At 68.4% G+C, this 15,393-nt stretch carries 15 protein-coding genes; 9 read left to right on the forward strand and 6 right to left on the reverse strand.

Annotation, left to right across the window (positions count from 1 at the left end; all coding sequences use genetic code 11):
* Positions 1-16 precede the first annotated feature (16 nt).
* Complete coding sequence (locus tag ACZ522_RS09635; protein WP_464391820.1) at positions 17-310, forward strand: nuclear transport factor 2 family protein; 294 nt, start codon at positions 17-19, stop codon at positions 308-310.
* A 3-nt stretch (positions 311-313) separates the two neighbouring features.
* On the opposite strand, the gene ACZ522_RS09640 is transcribed toward ACZ522_RS09635, so the two are convergent.
* The 3 genes from ACZ522_RS09640 to ACZ522_RS09650 form a co-directional block, all read right to left on the reverse strand.
* The gene (locus ACZ522_RS09640) at positions 314-580 is read right to left on the reverse strand and encodes a hypothetical protein (RefSeq protein WP_379692586.1); all 267 of its coding nucleotides are present in this window, start codon (positions 578-580) and stop codon (positions 314-316) included.
* 163 nt (positions 581-743) lie between these two features.
* Positions 744-2,126, reverse strand: a complete 1,383-nt coding sequence (gene serS, locus ACZ522_RS09645) for a serine--tRNA ligase (protein WP_379692585.1) — start codon at positions 2,124-2,126, stop codon at positions 744-746.
* A 63-nt stretch (positions 2,127-2,189) separates the two neighbouring features.
* Positions 2,190-3,203 (reverse strand): NAD(P)H-dependent flavin oxidoreductase, encoded by a 1,014-nt coding sequence (locus ACZ522_RS09650; protein WP_379692583.1) that lies wholly within the window; start codon positions 3,201-3,203, stop codon positions 2,190-2,192.
* A gap of 92 nt (positions 3,204-3,295) precedes the next feature.
* On the opposite strand from ACZ522_RS09650, the gene ACZ522_RS09655 reads away from it, so the two are divergent.
* The 3 genes from ACZ522_RS09655 (at position 3,296) to ACZ522_RS09665 (ending at position 8,349) form a co-directional block, all read left to right on the forward strand.
* Positions 3,296-4,222 carry an MBL fold metallo-hydrolase gene (locus ACZ522_RS09655; protein WP_379692581.1) on the forward strand — a complete coding sequence of 309 codons (927 nt, stop codon included), beginning with the start codon at positions 3,296-3,298 and terminating at the stop codon, positions 4,220-4,222.
* A gap of 130 nt (positions 4,223-4,352) precedes the next feature.
* Positions 4,353-6,347 (forward strand): AMP-dependent synthetase/ligase, encoded by a 1,995-nt coding sequence (locus tag ACZ522_RS09660; RefSeq protein WP_379692580.1) that lies wholly within the window; start codon positions 4,353-4,355, stop codon positions 6,345-6,347.
* A 133-nt stretch (positions 6,348-6,480) separates the two neighbouring features.
* Positions 6,481-8,349 carry a cation:proton antiporter domain-containing protein gene (locus tag ACZ522_RS09665; protein WP_379692579.1) on the forward strand — a complete coding sequence of 623 codons (1,869 nt, stop codon included), beginning with the start codon at positions 6,481-6,483 and terminating at the stop codon, positions 8,347-8,349.
* Positions 8,350-8,380: 31 nt separating this feature from the next.
* On the opposite strand, the gene ACZ522_RS09670 is transcribed toward ACZ522_RS09665, so the two are convergent.
* Together ACZ522_RS09670 and ACZ522_RS09675 are read right to left on the reverse strand one after the other, a co-directional pair.
* Positions 8,381-9,070: a hypothetical protein gene (locus ACZ522_RS09670; RefSeq protein ID WP_379692577.1), complete on the reverse strand. Its 690-nt coding sequence runs from the start codon at positions 9,068-9,070 to the stop codon at positions 8,381-8,383.
* A 60-nt stretch (positions 9,071-9,130) separates the two neighbouring features.
* On the reverse strand, positions 9,131-10,264 hold the full coding sequence (locus ACZ522_RS09675; protein ID WP_379692576.1) for a thiolase family protein: 1,134 nt from the start codon (positions 10,262-10,264) through the stop codon (positions 9,131-9,133).
* 290 nt (positions 10,265-10,554) lie between these two features.
* Between ACZ522_RS09675 and ACZ522_RS09680 the strand changes: the two genes are divergently transcribed.
* The 5 genes from ACZ522_RS09680 (at position 10,555) to ACZ522_RS09700 (ending at position 14,364) form a co-directional block, all read left to right on the forward strand.
* Positions 10,555-11,931 (forward strand): ATP-binding protein, encoded by a 1,377-nt coding sequence (locus ACZ522_RS09680; protein WP_379692575.1) that lies wholly within the window; start codon positions 10,555-10,557, stop codon positions 11,929-11,931.
* A 9-nt stretch (positions 11,932-11,940) separates the two neighbouring features.
* Entirely contained in the window at positions 11,941-12,213 is a 273-nt protein-coding gene (locus ACZ522_RS09685) for a hypothetical protein (RefSeq protein WP_379692573.1), read from the forward strand.
* 25 nt (positions 12,214-12,238) lie between these two features.
* Positions 12,239-13,165: a DMT family transporter gene (locus ACZ522_RS09690; RefSeq protein ID WP_379692571.1), complete on the forward strand. Its 927-nt coding sequence runs from the start codon at positions 12,239-12,241 to the stop codon at positions 13,163-13,165.
* A 94-nt stretch (positions 13,166-13,259) separates the two neighbouring features.
* The gene (locus ACZ522_RS09695) at positions 13,260-14,084 is read left to right on the forward strand and encodes an MBL fold metallo-hydrolase (protein ID WP_379692570.1); all 825 of its coding nucleotides are present in this window, start codon (positions 13,260-13,262) and stop codon (positions 14,082-14,084) included.
* A gap of 97 nt (positions 14,085-14,181) precedes the next feature.
* Positions 14,182-14,364 carry a hypothetical protein gene (locus ACZ522_RS09700; protein ID WP_379692568.1) on the forward strand — a complete coding sequence of 61 codons (183 nt, stop codon included), beginning with the start codon at positions 14,182-14,184 and terminating at the stop codon, positions 14,362-14,364.
* 3 nt (positions 14,365-14,367) lie between these two features.
* Here ACZ522_RS09700 and ACZ522_RS09705 read toward each other — a convergent pair whose 3' ends face one another.
* Positions 14,368-15,351, reverse strand: coding sequence for a DUF5787 family protein (locus ACZ522_RS09705; RefSeq protein ID WP_379692566.1), 984 nt, complete (start codon positions 15,349-15,351; stop codon positions 14,368-14,370).
* Positions 15,352-15,393 lie beyond the last annotated feature (42 nt).

Raw genomic sequence — 15,393 nt, forward strand, 5'->3', positions numbered from 1 at the left:
CCGATACTATGAGGCCATCGACGCGGGCGACTACGACCGGCTCCGGTCGCTCCTCGCCCCCGAGTTCGTCCACGATCGACCCGACCGGACGTTCGAGGGGCGGGACGCGTTCGTCGCGTTCATGCGCGAGGACCGTCCCGAGACGGACACGACCCACGAGGTGGTGGACGCGTACCGCGCGGCCGACGGCGACGGGCGGGCCGTCCGGGGGCGGTTGGTCGGCGCTGACGGGACGGTCCGGTTCGAGTTCGTCGACGCGTTCGCGTTCGACGGCGGTCGAATCCGCCGAATCGACACGTTCACGCGGTGAGCGTCACGGCTCGTCCCTGACCGCGATGACGCCGTCCGTGTCGACCCTCACCTCTCGGTCGCCGATGTAGAGCAACACCGAGAGGTCGACGCCGGCGTCCCGAGCCCTGACGAGTAGGTTCTCGACCGCCTCCGGGTCCGTCCCGGAGAGGCAGGTGGGGCGTTCGGCGTCCGCGTCCAGAGAGAGGAGAATCGACGCGTCAAGTTCGTCGGGGTCGTCGAATCGGTGGCGTCCGACGGCGTACCACCGCGACTCCTCGGCCGCCGTCATCGAGTATCACCCGGTACATCGTAGCGAATCCGTCTGACCATACCCGCCGGTCATCGTGGAACGTCAAGTAAGGGGCCGGCCGTGGCAGCCAGTTTCGCCGAATTACGCCGAATTTCTGGATTAAACGGCGGATTAAACGGAGCAGAACGCGACGGACGCGGCGTCAGTCCTTCGTTCCCGAACCGAGAGCCGATTCGCCGATTGGGTCGCCGCCCTCAATAATTTCACGGCCACCCATGTAGGGTCGGAGCGGTTCGGGGACGGTGACGGTGCCGTCGTCGTTCTGGTAGTACTCGAGGATGGCGACCATCACGCGCGGGACGGCGAGGCCCGACCCGTTGAGCGTGTGGAGGTACTCCGCCGATTCGTGGCGTTCGGGCCGGTAGCGCAGTCCGGCGCGGCGGGCTTGGAAGTCTTCGAAGTTCGACACCGACGACACTTCCAGCCACCGGCCGCCCTCCTCGGGGCCGCCCTCCATGTCGTCGCCGGGAGCCCACACCTCGATGTCGTATTTCTTCGCCTGCGTGAAGCCCAAGTCGCCCGTACACATCTCCAAGATGCGGTACGGGAGGCCGAGGCGGCGAAGCACCTCCTCGGCTTCGTCGACGAGTCCCTCGAATCGCTCGTAGCTCTCCTCGGGGCGGACGAAGTTGACCATCTCCACCTTGTTGAACTGGTGGACGCGGACGATGCCGCGCGTCTCGGTGCCGTGTTCGCCCGCCTCGCGCCGGAAGTTCGGCGTGTACGCCTGCAGCTTCAGCGGCAGGTCCTCGTCCAAGAGGATCTCGTCGCGGTACATGTTCGTGACGGGCACCTCCGCCGTCGGGCAGAGCCACAGGTCGTCGTCGTCGTACGGTTCCTCGTTCGACGCGCCGAGGCGGTAGGCGTCCTCGGTGAACTTCGGGAACTGGCCCGTCCCCTCCATCGACCGCGAGTTGACCGGAACCGGCGGGAACACGTCGGTGTAGCCCTGTTCGCGGTGGACGTTGAGGAAGAACTGGATCAGGGCGTGTTCGAGCATCGCGCCCTCGCCCTTCGTGAAGTAGAAGCCGCCGCCGGTCACCTTCGCGCCGCGTTCGAAATCTAAGATGTCGAGTTCCTCGCCGAGGTCGTAGTGCGGGACCACCTCGTCCGGAAGCGAACGCAAGTCGTCGAACCCCTCGCGGCGGCGTTCGACGTTCTCCGACTCGTCCGCGCCGACGGGGACGTCCTCGTGGGGAATCTGCGGAATCCGCATGAGGGCCGCCTCCAGTTCGTCCTCCAGTTCGTCCGCGCGGTTCTCGACGTCCTCCAACTCGGCTTTGAGTTCCTGCGACTTCTCGATGGCCGCCTGCGCCTCCTCCTCCTCGCCGGCGGCTTTGAGTTCGCCTATCTTCGAGGAGGTCTCGTTGCGTTCGTGCCGCAGGTCGTCGCCGCGGTTCTTCAGCGACCGCCACTCCTCGTCCACTTCGAGGACCCGGTCCAAGTCCACGTCCTCGACGCCCTTGTTCCGTAGCGCCTCCCGGACCGTCTCCGGGTTCTCGCGGAGGAACTGCCTGCTAATCATTGCTCCGAGATTCTGACGGGCGCGGCAAAACCGTGTCGCATCTGTGTGCCCGCGGGGCAGGGTTTACTCGGCGTCCGGGAGCGACGAGCGAGCGCTCCCCAGCGCCGTCCGCGCATCCTCGACCAGCGTCTCCACGATGGTCGCCGCCGGAGCGACCTCTCGGGTCAACCCGACGCTCTGTCCCGCGTACAGCGGTAGTTCGGTCACGTCGCCGTCCGTTCCCGGAACCGCGAGCGAGTCCTCGTACCGCGAGAGCGGTTCCCCGTCAGGGGAGCGAGCGACCGTCTCGCCCTCGCCGGGCCGTCCCCTCTCGGGTTCGCCCGCTTCCCGCCATCGGTCGGTCGTCTCGTTTCGGATGACCCGGTGGGGGACGCCCGGCCACCCGTCGGGGTACGGCGTCCCGTAGACCGTCTCCGTCTCGTCGGCCTCGACGACGCGGCGGCGATACGCGCGGTGGACGCGCGCCTCCTCCGCCGCGAGGAATCGGGTTCCGAGCCACGCCCCGTCCGCGCCGAGCGTCAACGCCGCCGCGAGTCCCCGTCCGTCGGAGATGCCGCCCGCGGCGACGACGGGCACGTCCACCGCGTCGGCGACGCGCGGAATCAACGGCATCGTCGCGACGTCGCTCTGGACGTGACCGCCCGCTTCCCAGCCTTGGGCGACGACGACATTGACGCCGGCGTCCACCGCCGTCCGGGCCTCCTCAGCGCTTCCGACGGTCTGGAGCACCGTCCCGCCCTCGTCGCGTATTCGGTCCACGAACGGGGCGGCGTCGCCGAAGGAAAAGGAGAAGATACCGATCCCGACATCGAGGCACGCCTCCACGTGGTCCGACGCGGGAACGTCCGACGCGTCGGGGTCGAGGACCACGTTCACGCCCACGGGGGCGTCCGTCCGCCGGGTCGTCTCCCGAACGGCCTCCCTCGCGTCGTCCGGGTCGCGCCACGTCACCGCGAGCATCCCCAGTCCGCCGGCCTCCGAGACGGCCGCGGCGAGTTCGGGGCAGGTCGCGCTTCCGACCGGCGCCTGCACCACCGGTCGCTCGATACCGAGTCGCTCCGTCAAACGCGTGTCCATGCTCGTCACCTCGAATCGTCGGCGAGCGAACACTTAGGTCTCCCCCGAGTGGCCGACCGAACGCTTTTGGCTCCGGGCGTCCCCCCTCACGCATGGCGATTGGCGACGTGGAGGCCGTCTCCGGCCACGACGACGTGTACTATCTGGACACCGGGATGTACGACACGGAGGCGTACGGCTCCGTCTACATCGTGGACGCGGAGCGACCGACGCTGGTCGATTCGGGCATCGGCACGCACTACGAACGGACGCTCGACGCCCTCGAATCGGTCGGGATCGCCCCCGAGGACGTGGCGTTTATCCTCCCGACGCACATCCACCTCGACCACGCGGGCGGCGCGGGCTGCCTCGCGGAGGCCTGCCCGAACGCGACGGTGATGACCCACGAGAGAGGCGTCCCGCACCTGGTGGACCCCGAACGCCTCGTCGAGGGGACGAAGGCCGCCGTCGGCGACCAGTGGCGGTTCTACGTCGACCCGAAACCGGTCCCCGAGGACCGAATTGAACCGCTGACGGACGGCGACGAGATATCGCTCGGCGACCGGACGCTCGAAGTCGTCCACGCGCCGGGGCACGCGCCCCACCAGACGATGTTCTACGAACCGGGCGAGGAGATACTGTTCACCGGCGACGCCGCGGGCATCTGGGTGCCGGCGAACGGCGAGATACGGCAGACAACGCCGCCCTCGCAGTTCGACCTCGAAGCCTGCCTGGAGGACGTCCGAACCATCGAGGAACTGTCGCCGGAGACGCTCTGCTTCGGCCACTTCGGCCCCCGCGAGTACGACGACGACCTGATGGAGACGTACAAGCGGACGCTCGTCGAGTGGGTCGAGGCCGTCCGGCAGAAACGCGAGGAACTCGGCGACGACGAGGCGGTGGTGGAACACTTCGCCGAACACACGCAGATGGTGAACGTGTGGGGCGAGACGAAGGCTCGCGAGGAGGAACGCCTGAACGCGCGCGGGGTCCTCGGCTACCTCGACTGGAAGGCGAAGCAGGGCGAGAGCGGGGAGTGACCGCGCCGTCGGCCGTCTCGGCGGGCGGCGACGGAACAACTCCTCGCGGACTGCAGCCAGTTGAACGCCGAACAACGTTCGGCCGCGCGAACGTACATCGTTTTACGTTGCGGACGAACGAGGAAGAGACATGGACTGGCGGGACGCGGAAGCGGCCTTCGACGACGAGGTAATCGGCCGCACGACGCTTGCGAGAACGTTCGAAGACAGCGCTGAGCGGAACGCTCAACGGGTCGCTCAGCGGTACAAAGGCGGCATCTACGACCGTTCGCTCGTCGAACGGGGGGCCGTCGCCGCCGCGCCGGCGGGAGCGTTCGCCGACCTGAGGTACCGCGAGATGCGCGACGTGGTTCGCAACCTCGCCGCCGGCTTTCGCGAACTCGGCGTGACCGCCGACGACCGCGTCGGTATCTTCGCGCACACGCGCATGGAGTGGGCGCAGACCGACTTCGCCCTCCTCGCGGCGGGCGCGACGGTCACGACGGTGTACACCTCCTCCTCCGAGAGACAGGTTCGGTACCTGCTGGACGACTCGGACGCGACGGGCGTCGTCGTGGAGAACGCCGACCTCCTCCGGCGGGTCCTCGCCGTCGAGGACGACCTGGATCTGGAGTTCGTCGTCGTGATGGACGAGATACCCGACGGGAGCGGGATGGCGGGGGCCGTCCGCGACAGGGACGACCTGCTCACGTTGGGCGAACTCCACGACCGCGGCGCGGAGGCGTTCGACGAGGCGGCCTACGAGGGGTGGGTGGACGACTCCGACCCCGGGGACCTCGCCTCCCTCATCTACACGTCGGGGACGACGGGCAGACCGAAGGGCGTGCGCCTCACGCACCGGAACTTCCGCTCGAACGTCAACCAGTGTTACCGGCGGTTCGGCCCCCGGCCCGACAAGGACGACGCGCCCGTCATCGCGCCGGGATCGGTGACGCTGTCGTTCCTCCCGTTGGCGCACGTCTTCGAACGCCTCGCCGGGCACTACCTCATGTTCGCCGCGGGCGCGACGGTGGCGTACGCCGAGAACCCCGACACCCTCCGCGAGGACTTCCAACTCGTCGCGCCGACGACCGGCACGAGCGTTCCGCGGGTGTACGAGAAACTGTTCGACGCCGTCCGGACGGAGGCGTCGCAGTCGGCCCTGAAGCAGCGCGTCTTCGAGTGGGCCGTGGACGTGGGGCGACGGCACCACGAGAGCGACGCCCCCGGCTACCTCCTCGGCCTGCAGCACAGAGTCGCCGACCGACTCGTCTTCGAACAGGTCAGGGAGGCCCTCGGCGGGCGGATAGAGTTCTTCATAAGCGGCGGCGGGAGCCTCTCTTCTGAGCTGTGCGCCCTGTATCACGGGATGGGGCTGCCGATTCTGGAGGGGTACGGGCTGACCGAGACGTCGCCCGTCATCGCCGTCAACCCCGTCGAGGAGCCCAAAGTGGGAACCATCGGCCCGCCGGTGGAGGACGTCGAGGTGAAACTCGACGACACCGTCGTCGGCGACATCGAGGGCGAGGCGGGCGGCGAGGTGGGCGAGCTCCTCGTCCGCGGCCCGAACGTGACCGACGGCTACTGGAACCTCCCCGAGGAGACGGCGGAGTCGTTCGAGGGCGGATGGTTCCGGACGGGCGACATCGTGGAACTGCGACCCGACGGGTACGTCGCCTTCCGAGAGCGCGCGAAGCAGATCCTCGTGCTCTCGACGGGCAAGAACGTCGCGCCCGGTCCGATAGAGGACGCCTTCGCCTCCAGTTCCGTCGTCGAACAGTGCATGGTTCTCGGCGACGGCAGGAAGTTCGTCTCCGCGCTGGTCGTACCGAACTTCGAGGGAATGCGCGAGTGGGACGAACGGGAGGGGCTCGGCCTGCCCGAAAAGCCCGAGGACCTCTGCCGCGACGACCGAGTTCGGGCACGGGTGCGGGAGGAGGTAGACCGGGTGAACGAGTCCCTGGAGTCCTACGAGCGGATAAAGCAGTTCCGCCTCGTCCCCGAGGAGTTCTCCGAGGACAACGAGCTCATGACGCCGACGATGAAGAAGAAGCGGCGGAACATCCTCGATCGGTACGCGGATCAGATAGAGATGCTGTACCGCGCTCCCGACGGCGAGGACGAGACGGCCGCCTCCCGCGACTGACCCTTTCTACTACTTTTGTCCTATTTGGGAGATTTTCCGAACGTACGTTCAGTTCCACACCCGGAAACAGCGTTGGGAATGTATGGACTTATGGTTGTTCGCCACATCGCCACAGTCACATGGAGGTGTCATAGTGGCTACCGCCGAAGGGGCGAACCTCATCCCGATCGTCGCGGCCATCATCGGCATCGGAGTCGTATCGCAGGTACTCTCCGACCGGTTTCAGGTCCCGAGCGTCGTCTTCTTGCTGTTCTCGGGAATCGTCCTCGGTCCGGAGGTACTGGGAGTCATCGGTCCGAACTCGTTCGGGAACGCTCTCTCGGCCATCGTCGGCCTCTCCGTCGCCATCATCGTCTTCGAGGGCGCCTTCCACCTCCGGGCGTCGAAACTCCGCGAAGCGCCGTCGGCGACGCTCGGGTTGGTGACCATCGGCGCGGTGCTGTCGCTTCTGGGAACCGCCGCCGCGGTCCACTTCCTTCTGGACGCCGCGTGGCCGATCTCGTTCCTCATCGGCGCGTTGCTCGTCGCCACGGGGCCGACGGTCATCACGCCGATTCTCGAAGTCGTCCCGGCGCGGGACCGAGTCGAGGCGGCGTTGGAGACGGAGGGTATCGTCAACGACGTGACGGCCGCGATCCTCGCCGTCGTCATCTTCGAGGCCATCATCTCCGGCATCACCAGCGGACCCGAGCTTCTGACGCTGTTCGCCGAACGCCTCGGCGTCGGCATCCTCGTCGGCGGACTCGTCGCCGCGACCATCTACTACGCGCTTCGGTACGTGGACCTCTCGCCGGGGAACGCTCCGCAGAACGCGCGACTGCTCGTCCTCGCCGGCGCACTCGTCGCGTACGGTGCCGCCGACACCATCGCCACCGAGTCCGGCATCGCCGCGGTGGCGACGGCGGGTCTCCTCCTCGCCAACCTCGACGTGCCGTACGAGGAGGACATCTCCGCGTTCAAAGGCGACATCACCCTGCTGGTGCTCTCGTTCGTCTTCATCGCCTTGGCGGCACTCCTGCAGTTCGAGACGCTCATCGCGCTCGGCGCGGGCGGGCTCGGCGTCGTCGTCGCCGTCGCGCTCGTCGTTCGACCGCTCGGCGTCTTCTTATCGACCGTCGGCGACCGGTTCAGCTTCCAAGAGCGGATGTTCATGAGCCTCGTCGGACCCCGCGGCATCATCCCCGCGTCGGTCGCAACGCTGTTCGCCATCCAGCTCCGTGCGGAGGGGTTGACGGAGGCCGCGGACCTTCTTGTCGGCACCGTCTTCCTCGTCATCCTCGCTACGGTCGTCCTCGAAGGCGGGTTCGCCCGCCGAATCGCAGAATACCTCGACATCATACCAATGCGTGTACTCGTCATCGGAGGCGGAAAGGTGGGGAGAGAGCTCGCCGCCCGCCTCGAAAACCGCGGAGAGAACGTAGTGCTCATCGACCAGAGTCAGGAAGCCGTCCAAATCGCCCGCAACGAGGGCTTCACCGTCCACAAGGGCGACGGCACCGACACGGACGTGCTCCGTTCGGCCGGGGCCGACAACAGTCGCATCGTCGTGGCCGCGACCGGCGACGACGACGTGAACCTGCTCGTCGCCCAGCTCGTCAACTCGAAGTTCGACCCCGAGACGGTTCTGGCGCGGGCGAACAACCCCGACAACGTGGACGCGTTCGAGGAGCTCGGCGTGCGGACCATCTCCTCGGTTCTCGCCACCGCGCAGGCGATGGACAACTACATCGAGCGGCCGGCGATGATGGACTGGATGGGCGAAGTCGGCCACACCGGCGACATCCAGGAGGTCGAACTGACCGCCGAGGAGCACATCGGACGCACCGTCCGCGAAGTCGGTCCGGAACTCCCGGGCGACTGCCTCATCGCGTTGGTCGCCAGAGACGGCGACACGCGCGTTCCGAGCGCGGACTTCACGCTCCAGCGGGGCGACCGAATCACCGTCATGGGTGCCAACGAGTCGGTCCGCGAGGCGCTACAGTACGTCCACCCAGACGACTAGCCCGCGGAACCGCCGCGACGGTCGCTCTCGCTCACTCGTCGCCGCGGGCGCGAACCGCCGCGGCGGCGGCCGCCGCGCCCACGCCGAGGACGCCCGCGACGGCGTCGAAGCCGGGAATCGCCCCGCCCGACGTCGTCCCCTGCGGCGTCGGCGTCTCGATACCGGTCGCGCCGACCTCTTCGAGGGTGACCGTCACGAAGTTGCTCGGACAGGGGTTCTGACTGTTGATGACGAACACCGACCCGGAGTCGATGATGCTCCCCTGCGTCACCGCGAAGATGGTCGTCTGCGCGGACCGTCGGTCCCCGGTCGTCTCGAAGATGGTCGCGTCGAAGCCCGTGATGTCCTCGTTGCTCTCGGCGAACCCACATCGGCCGGCGCCCGAGGTGTCCGCCTCCCGGTCGTAGCCGGTCACCTGCAGGAACAACCCGGTGTAGTCCGACTGGCCGAACGTCGGGGCGTCCGTCGGGAGGGCGGCCTCCGCGGCCACCTCCTCCTCGGGCGCACTCGTCCCCGACTCCTCGGTGGGGAACTCCGTGGGCGGTTCCGTGGGGCTGTTGTCGGTCGTCACCGTCCCCTCCTGCGCCGACGCGCCGCCGACGAACGCCGGGAGCGAGGCGGCCGCGCCCGCGGTTACGACGCCTCTCAGTAGCCGTCGCCGCGAGAACGTCCCCGAACTCTCCCCAGCGTCCGACGCGTCCGCTCTAGGCTCTGTCGTCATGTGTGGGGACTCACTCGGAACGCCGAAAAGCGTCGTGGCCTCTCGCCCGTCGCTCACCGCCTACCGACTGAACTCGATGGCCGCGCCCTGCCCGAATCCGACGCAGAGCGTCGCGAGTCCGCGCTCTTCGTCGCGCTTCAGCATCTCGTGAATCAGCGTCACGGGGAGGCGCGCGCCGGACGCGCCGAGGGGGTGGCCGAGGGCTATCGCGCCGCCGTTGACGTTGTACCGCGCGTCCTCGACGCCGAGTTCCTCGCGGGCGTAGACGGCCTGACTGGCGAACGCCTCGTTCAGTTCCACGAGGCCGTAGTCGGAGATGTCCCGGCCGGCGCGTTCGAGGAGTCGCCGCGTCGCCGGCACCGGGCCGATGCCCATCACCGTCGGGTCGACGCCCGCGACGGCGTTCGTGCCGACTTCGGCGAGGATGTCGAGGCCGTTCTCCTCGGCGAACTCCCGACTCGTGACGAGAACCGCCGCCGCGCCGTCGGTTATCTGCGAGGAGTTCCCCGCGGTGACGGTGCCGTCGCCGGTGAACGCCGGCGAGAGACCCGACAGCGCCTCCATGGAGGTGTCGTGGCGGATGCCCTCGTCCGTCGTGACGACGCCGTCGTCCGTCTCGATGGGGACGATTTCGTCGTCGAAGCGGCCCGATTCGGTCGCCTCCGCGGCGCGATTGTGACTCCGCAGGGCGTACTCGTCCTGTTCCTCCCGGGAGACGCCCTCCTGTTCGGCCACCTTCTCCGCCGTCATCCCCATCTGGAGTTGGAAGATGTTGTACTTCTCCGACAGTTCGGGGTGGAGGTGCTGGTAGGAGTCGCCGTCCATCGGGACGCGACTCATGCTCTCGACGCCGCCGGCGATGATACACTCGCGGTTCCCCGCCGCGATGGCGTCGGAGGCGGAGATGACGGCCTGCATCGAGGAGGCGCACCAGCGGTTGATGCTCGTCGCCGGCGTCCCCTCGCCGAGTTCCGAGAGGAGGGCGATGACGCGCGCGACGTTGTTGTCCTGTTCGCCGCGTTGCTGGGCGACCCCCCACATGAGGTCGTTCACGTCGGCGCTCTGCAGGCCCGTCTCCTCCATGATGTGGTCGATGAGGGCGACCGAGAGGTCCTCGCTTCGCGTGTCCTCGAAGACGCCGCCGGCCTTGCCGAACGGCGTTCGGTACGCGGCCGCGATGACTGGCGTAGGCATACTCCCAGTTCGAACGTCTGCGGCAATAAATGGGGTAGAACTCGAAGGATAGCACACGGAGTTTCACGTGCTCCGGGTTCCTCCGGGCGGGTCACCGAAACCACCGGGCGAGGCGTCCTCGACGGCGAGCAGTTCGCGCGGCGTCCGCGGTAGTCGCCCGCAGACCTTCGAGACGTATTATCGGTATAAGGTATTTCTCGCCGGCGTCGGCGGGCGACGCGGTAACACGAGCCGTCTCTCTCGCCCACCCTTCGACGGTCTTAAGCGTTCGTGGCCGCAACTTCTTACGGATGAGTAATCGGGCTCTCGAGGTAGTCGAATTTCTCCTCACGGCTCATCTCTACACGGAAAACCGGGGGTTGGACGAGAACGACCTGCCGCCGCGGTACCGCCGAGTGTTCTGGGCGGAACCGGACGATGACGCCGAGACGGACGAGAACGCCCCAATCGGTATCGAGCGACCGCTCGTCGTTACCGAGAGTACGGCGAGGAAAGCAACCGGCGTCGAACACCCGTGGGACGCCGTCTCCGACCTGCTGTTCACCCAGCGCGAGGACTTCTCCGGCCGCATCTCGCTGACGCAACCCGAGATGGCGACCGAGTGGTTCCTCGACAGGGCCGAACGCGACCGGTTGGAGACGAACCCCACCATCGCGGCGACCGTCGAGGACCGCGGCGACGTGGACGTGACCCACGCCGAGGCGCGCGAGCACACCCGGCCGATTCAGGCCGACCGCGTCTGGATAGACAGCCTCCTCGACGAGTACTTCGACGAGGAGGAGGACGCGGAGATGCTCGACCTGGTGCAGGTCCGCGCGCCGGAGGAGATAGAGATGACCCTCCAAGACTTGGTCCTCACGCAGGACCAAGAGGGCGAGATACAGAAGCTGATGAAGGCCATCGAACACCGCGAGTACCTCGCGGAGATCGGTCTCCGCGAGATAGGGAAGATCCTGTTCGTGGGGCCGCCGGGGACGGGCAAGACCACCGTGACGCGCGCGCTCGCCCACGAACTCGGGCTTCCGTTCGTCGAGGTGAAGCTCTCGATGATAACGAGCCAGTACCTCGGGGAGACGGCCAAGAACGTCGAGAAGACGTTCGAGGTGGCAAAGCGCCTCTCGCCGTGCATCCTCTTCATCGACGAGTTCGACTCCGTGGCGAAGACCCGGCGATCGGACGAGCACGCCGCGCTCAAGCGGGCGGTCAACACCCTGCTGAAGAGCATCGACGACATCTCGCTCATCCGCGACGAGGTCATCCTCATCGGCGCGACCAACCACCCCGACCAGCTCGACTCGGCGGCGTGGCGTCGCTTCGACGAGATCGTCAACTTCCCCAAGCCGGACCGCGACATGCGCGCGGACATCCTCCGCATCATCACGAGGCGGATGGACGTCGCAGAGTTCGACCCCGAGTCCGTCGCCGACCGGACGGAGGGTCTCACCGGGTCCGACCTGCGGATGGTGATGCGGGAGGCCGTCCTCGAAGCGCTCACCGAAGAGCGGATGTCGCTCACGCAGGAGGACATCCTCGACGCCGTCGAGGACTTCGAGGAACGGGACAACCTGAAGAACATGGACATGATGTCCGACGGCGAGCAGTTGGTCGCGGGCGACGGCAGCGGTCACGACCACGACCACGGCCACGACGGCCACGACCACGACTGAGGCGACGCGATGCGGTGCGGGTCGCCCTCCTTCTCGACAACGTACTTGGCGGGCGGTCGGGAACCCGTCGAGCGATGCCCTCCACCAGACGCGCGTTCGTCGGCGGAGTCGCCGCAGTCGCCCTCCTCGGCGGGTGCCTCGGCGGCGCGCCGACCGCATCGAAGCGCGGTGACTGCGACGGTGACGCTCGACGGCCGGACGGCGACGCGAACCGTCCTGACGTGGGTTCGGTACCTCGAAGCCAGTGCGAGCGACCACCGGCCGCCGAACCGAGACGCCTAATTGTCCGGCGGACGGTCGTACGCCCGTGAACCGCCGCCTCGCAACCGTCGGCCTGTTCGGGACGCTCGCCACCCTCTGGGGCTTTTCGTTTCTCGCCATCTCCGTCGGCCTCGAATCGCTCGAACCGGTGCTGTTCGCGGCGTTCCGCTACGACCTCGGAGCGGTGCTCCTGTTGGGCTACGCCCTCGCTAGCGGCGCGACGTGGCGGCCGACCGACCGCGCGAACGCCGCGGCCGTCCTCGCGGGCGGCGTCTTCCTCGTCGGGATGAACGCCTTCCTGTTCGTCGGCCAGCAGACGGTTCCGAGCGGCGTCGCGGCGATTCTGCAGAGTCTCGTCCCCATCGCCACGTCGCTGTGGGCGCTGGGACTCCTGCCGGAGGAACGCGTCTCGCCGGTCGGAGCGGTCGGCATCGCCCTCGGCTTCCTCGGCGTCGTCCTCATCGTCCGGCCGGACCCCGCGAACCTGCTGGGCGACCGAGTCGTCGGCCGACTGCTCATCCTCGTCCAAGTCTCGGGCGTCGCGTTGGGCGGCGTCCTCGTCCAACGGGCGCGCCCGACGCTGGACAACGCCGCCCTCTCCGGGTGGTCGATGCTCGTCGGCGGGGTTCTCCTGCACGCCGTCAGCGTCGGCCTCGGCGAGTCGTTCTCGCTCCCGACCACCCTGCGGGCGGGGGCCGCGGTGGCGTACCTCGGCGTCTTCGCCACCGCCGTCGCCTTCTTCATCTACTTCCACCTGCTGGAGACGCAGGGCGCACTCGAAACGTCGCTCGTCGCCTACCTCGTGCCGGTGGTCGCCACCGTCGCCGGCGTGGCGATACTCGGCGAGACCGTCACGCTCGCGACGCTAGCGGGCTTCCTCGTCGTCTTCGCCGGGTTCGTCGTCCTCAAGCGCCAGGCGATAGCCGACCTCGTCAGCGACACCGCGGGCGCCGTCGGGCGCGCGGGCGACTGACCCGGCGGCGGGCGACTGACCCGGCGGCGGGCGAACCCGCAGACCGGGACGCATCGACTACGCTTATCAACCGGCGGAGACGTACCTCGTGGTGATGCGGGTCACTCTCCTCGGCACGGGCGACACGACGGGAACGCCGACCGTCGGATGCGACTGCGACACCTGCCGGTCGGCGCGCGAACGCGGCGTCGAGCGCAGTCGCTTCTCCGTTCACGTCGAGAACGAGAGAACCGACGAGTCGCTTCTCGTTGACTTCAGCCCCGACTTCCGGCACCAGTTCCTGACGCGCGACGTTCCCCTCCCGGATGCGGGCGTCGTGACGCACGTCCACTTCGACCACATCGACGGCCTCGGCAACGCCTACCGCGTGTTCGACGAGTTGCCCGTCCACGCGGCGAACGAGACGGACCCGAAGACCGGCGAGAGCGTCGCCGAGACCGTCGCCGACAAGTACGACTACCTCGAACGGGTCACCGTCCGCGGGCACGCGCCGTTCGAGTCGTTCCGCGTCTGCGGCCTCGACGTGACCCTCGTCCCCGTCGATCACCCGCCGCTTCTCTGTTACGGACTCGCCGTCGAGGACCCCGAGACGGGCGCGAAGCTCTCCGTCTCGGGCGACACGAACTTCGCCGTCCCCGAGGAGTCCCGCGAGGTGCTTCGCGACCCGGACCTCTTTCTCGCCGACGCCATCGTCCCGGCGTCGCTCTGCGAACACCACCCCCTCGGCGGACGGCATCACGACGAGGACGGCGTCCCGCGCACGTTCGGAACGAAGCACATGACCAGGGAGGGTGCGCTCTCCCTCGCCGACGACCTGAACGCGTCGGAGACGCGTCTCGTCCACACGGCGCACTTCTACCCGTCCGACGAGGCGTTCGAGGAGCCCCTCGCCGTGGACGGGGAGACGTACGATCTCTGAGAGCGTCGCCGCCCCCGCGTCGCACGCGTCGCACATTCGGGCACGTCGCGCCCTCTCCCACCAGAGGATACTTCGCCGCGGGGCGACCCGATAGAGTATGCCGACTGTCTCCTCTGACATCCGCTACGCCGTCGCAAGCGCCGTCGCCGGCGGCGTCGTCTTCGTCGCCCTCTCGTGGGCGGTGGAGGGAGAAGTCGACTGGGTGCGCGGCGCGGCGTTCATGCTGGCGTTCGGGGTCGTCGTGACCGTCGCACTCGTCTACTCGAAGCAGGAGAAGTGAGCGTCAGACGAACCTGTCGAGTCCGCTCTGCCACCGGGCGACGCCTTTCGGGTTTCGGACCCACGCCGTCCGGGCGTCTCGGAGGGCGGCGGCGTCCGCGTCGGGCGCGTCGCCCTCCTCGCGCGCCGGGCAGTCCGCGCCGCACTCCCGCGAGGGGTCCACGACGCGGCCGAAGTGCGAACAGAGGGGTCGCCCGTCGGCCGTCGCGCCGGCGCGGGCGCAGGCGGGGAACTCGTACGTCCGCCAGCCCTTGCCGTAGGCGCGTTCCGCGAGTCGCCGCCGCGCGCGGGTCTTCTCCGCGGCGGAGACGACGGCCACGTCCGTCCGCAGGGGCCGTTCCTCGACGAGTTCGACGCCCGGGCGGTCCGTCGGCAGGGGCGCGGGTTCCCGAACGACCGTCCGGTCGCCCGTCTCGGGGTCGAACCGCCAGACGCCCACCTCCTCGGGCAGGCGGTTCAGGTGGGCGCGGGTGACGTAACTCTCGGTGGCGAGGACGACGCTGTCGAAGAGGCCGAGGCTCACGTCGGTCCGCAACTGGCGTTCGAGTGCGCCCGGCGCGTCCAAGTCGGGTTTGTTCTCGACGCCGACGAGGCCGGAGAACCACTCGTCGGGGTAGCGGGTCGTCCGACGAACGTACTCCCGCGCGCCGCGGCGTTCGCGTTCGAAGAATCCGCTCTCGACGGCGCGGTCCACCGCGGTTCGGGCCGCCTCGCGGGAGCAGTCGAAGGCGTCACGCCAGTACACCGCCTCCCCGACGCCCACGTCGCTCTCGATGGCGCGCGCGGGAATCGTGTCGGCGGTGACGGCCGTTCGCTCCTCGAACTTCGGGCCGGGGACGACGGCGCAGATGTCGACGATGCGGCGGCCGGGAGCGACGACTGCCGCGCCGAGTTGTCGGGCGGGGAGCCACTCGGTTTCGGCTTCGAGGTGGGCGCACAACGCGAGTTCGAACGCGAACTCTCGCGTCCGGTCGTCCGAGGCGGGCACGGGGGACACTCCGGGCGGCGCGGACAAAAGCACCTCGCCGGA

The sequence above is a fragment of the Halopelagius fulvigenes genome (assembly GCF_055398025.1).

What these genes read in the sequence shown, in the direction of transcription:
- ACZ522_RS09675 (WP_379692576.1), bottom strand. Translation starts at nt 10,264, where the DNA reads ATGCCTACGCCAGTCATCGCGGCCGCGTACCGAACGCCGTTCGGCAAG.
- ACZ522_RS09680 (WP_379692575.1), top strand. Translation starts at nt 10,555, where the DNA reads ATGAGTAATCGGGCTCTCGAGGTAGTCGAATTTCTCCTCACGGCTCAT.
- ACZ522_RS09700 (WP_379692568.1), top strand. Translation starts at nt 14,182, where the DNA reads ATGCCGACTGTCTCCTCTGACATCCGCTACGCCGTCGCAAGCGCCGTC.
- serS (WP_379692585.1), bottom strand. Translation starts at nt 2,126, where the DNA reads ATGATTAGCAGGCAGTTCCTCCGCGAGAACCCGGAGACGGTCCGGGAG.
- ACZ522_RS09685 (WP_379692573.1), top strand. Translation starts at nt 11,941, where the DNA reads ATGCGGTGCGGGTCGCCCTCCTTCTCGACAACGTACTTGGCGGGCGGT.
- ACZ522_RS09660 (WP_379692580.1), top strand. Translation starts at nt 4,353, where the DNA reads ATGGACTGGCGGGACGCGGAAGCGGCCTTCGACGACGAGGTAATCGGC.
- ACZ522_RS09670 (WP_379692577.1), bottom strand. Translation starts at nt 9,070, where the DNA reads ATGACGACAGAGCCTAGAGCGGACGCGTCGGACGCTGGGGAGAGTTCG.
- ACZ522_RS09650 (WP_379692583.1), bottom strand. Translation starts at nt 3,203, where the DNA reads ATGGACACGCGTTTGACGGAGCGACTCGGTATCGAGCGACCGGTGGTG.
- ACZ522_RS09655 (WP_379692581.1), top strand. Translation starts at nt 3,296, where the DNA reads ATGGCGATTGGCGACGTGGAGGCCGTCTCCGGCCACGACGACGTGTAC.
- ACZ522_RS09695 (WP_379692570.1), top strand. Translation starts at nt 13,260, where the DNA reads ATGCGGGTCACTCTCCTCGGCACGGGCGACACGACGGGAACGCCGACC.
- ACZ522_RS09640 (WP_379692586.1), bottom strand. Translation starts at nt 580, where the DNA reads ATGACGGCGGCCGAGGAGTCGCGGTGGTACGCCGTCGGACGCCACCGA.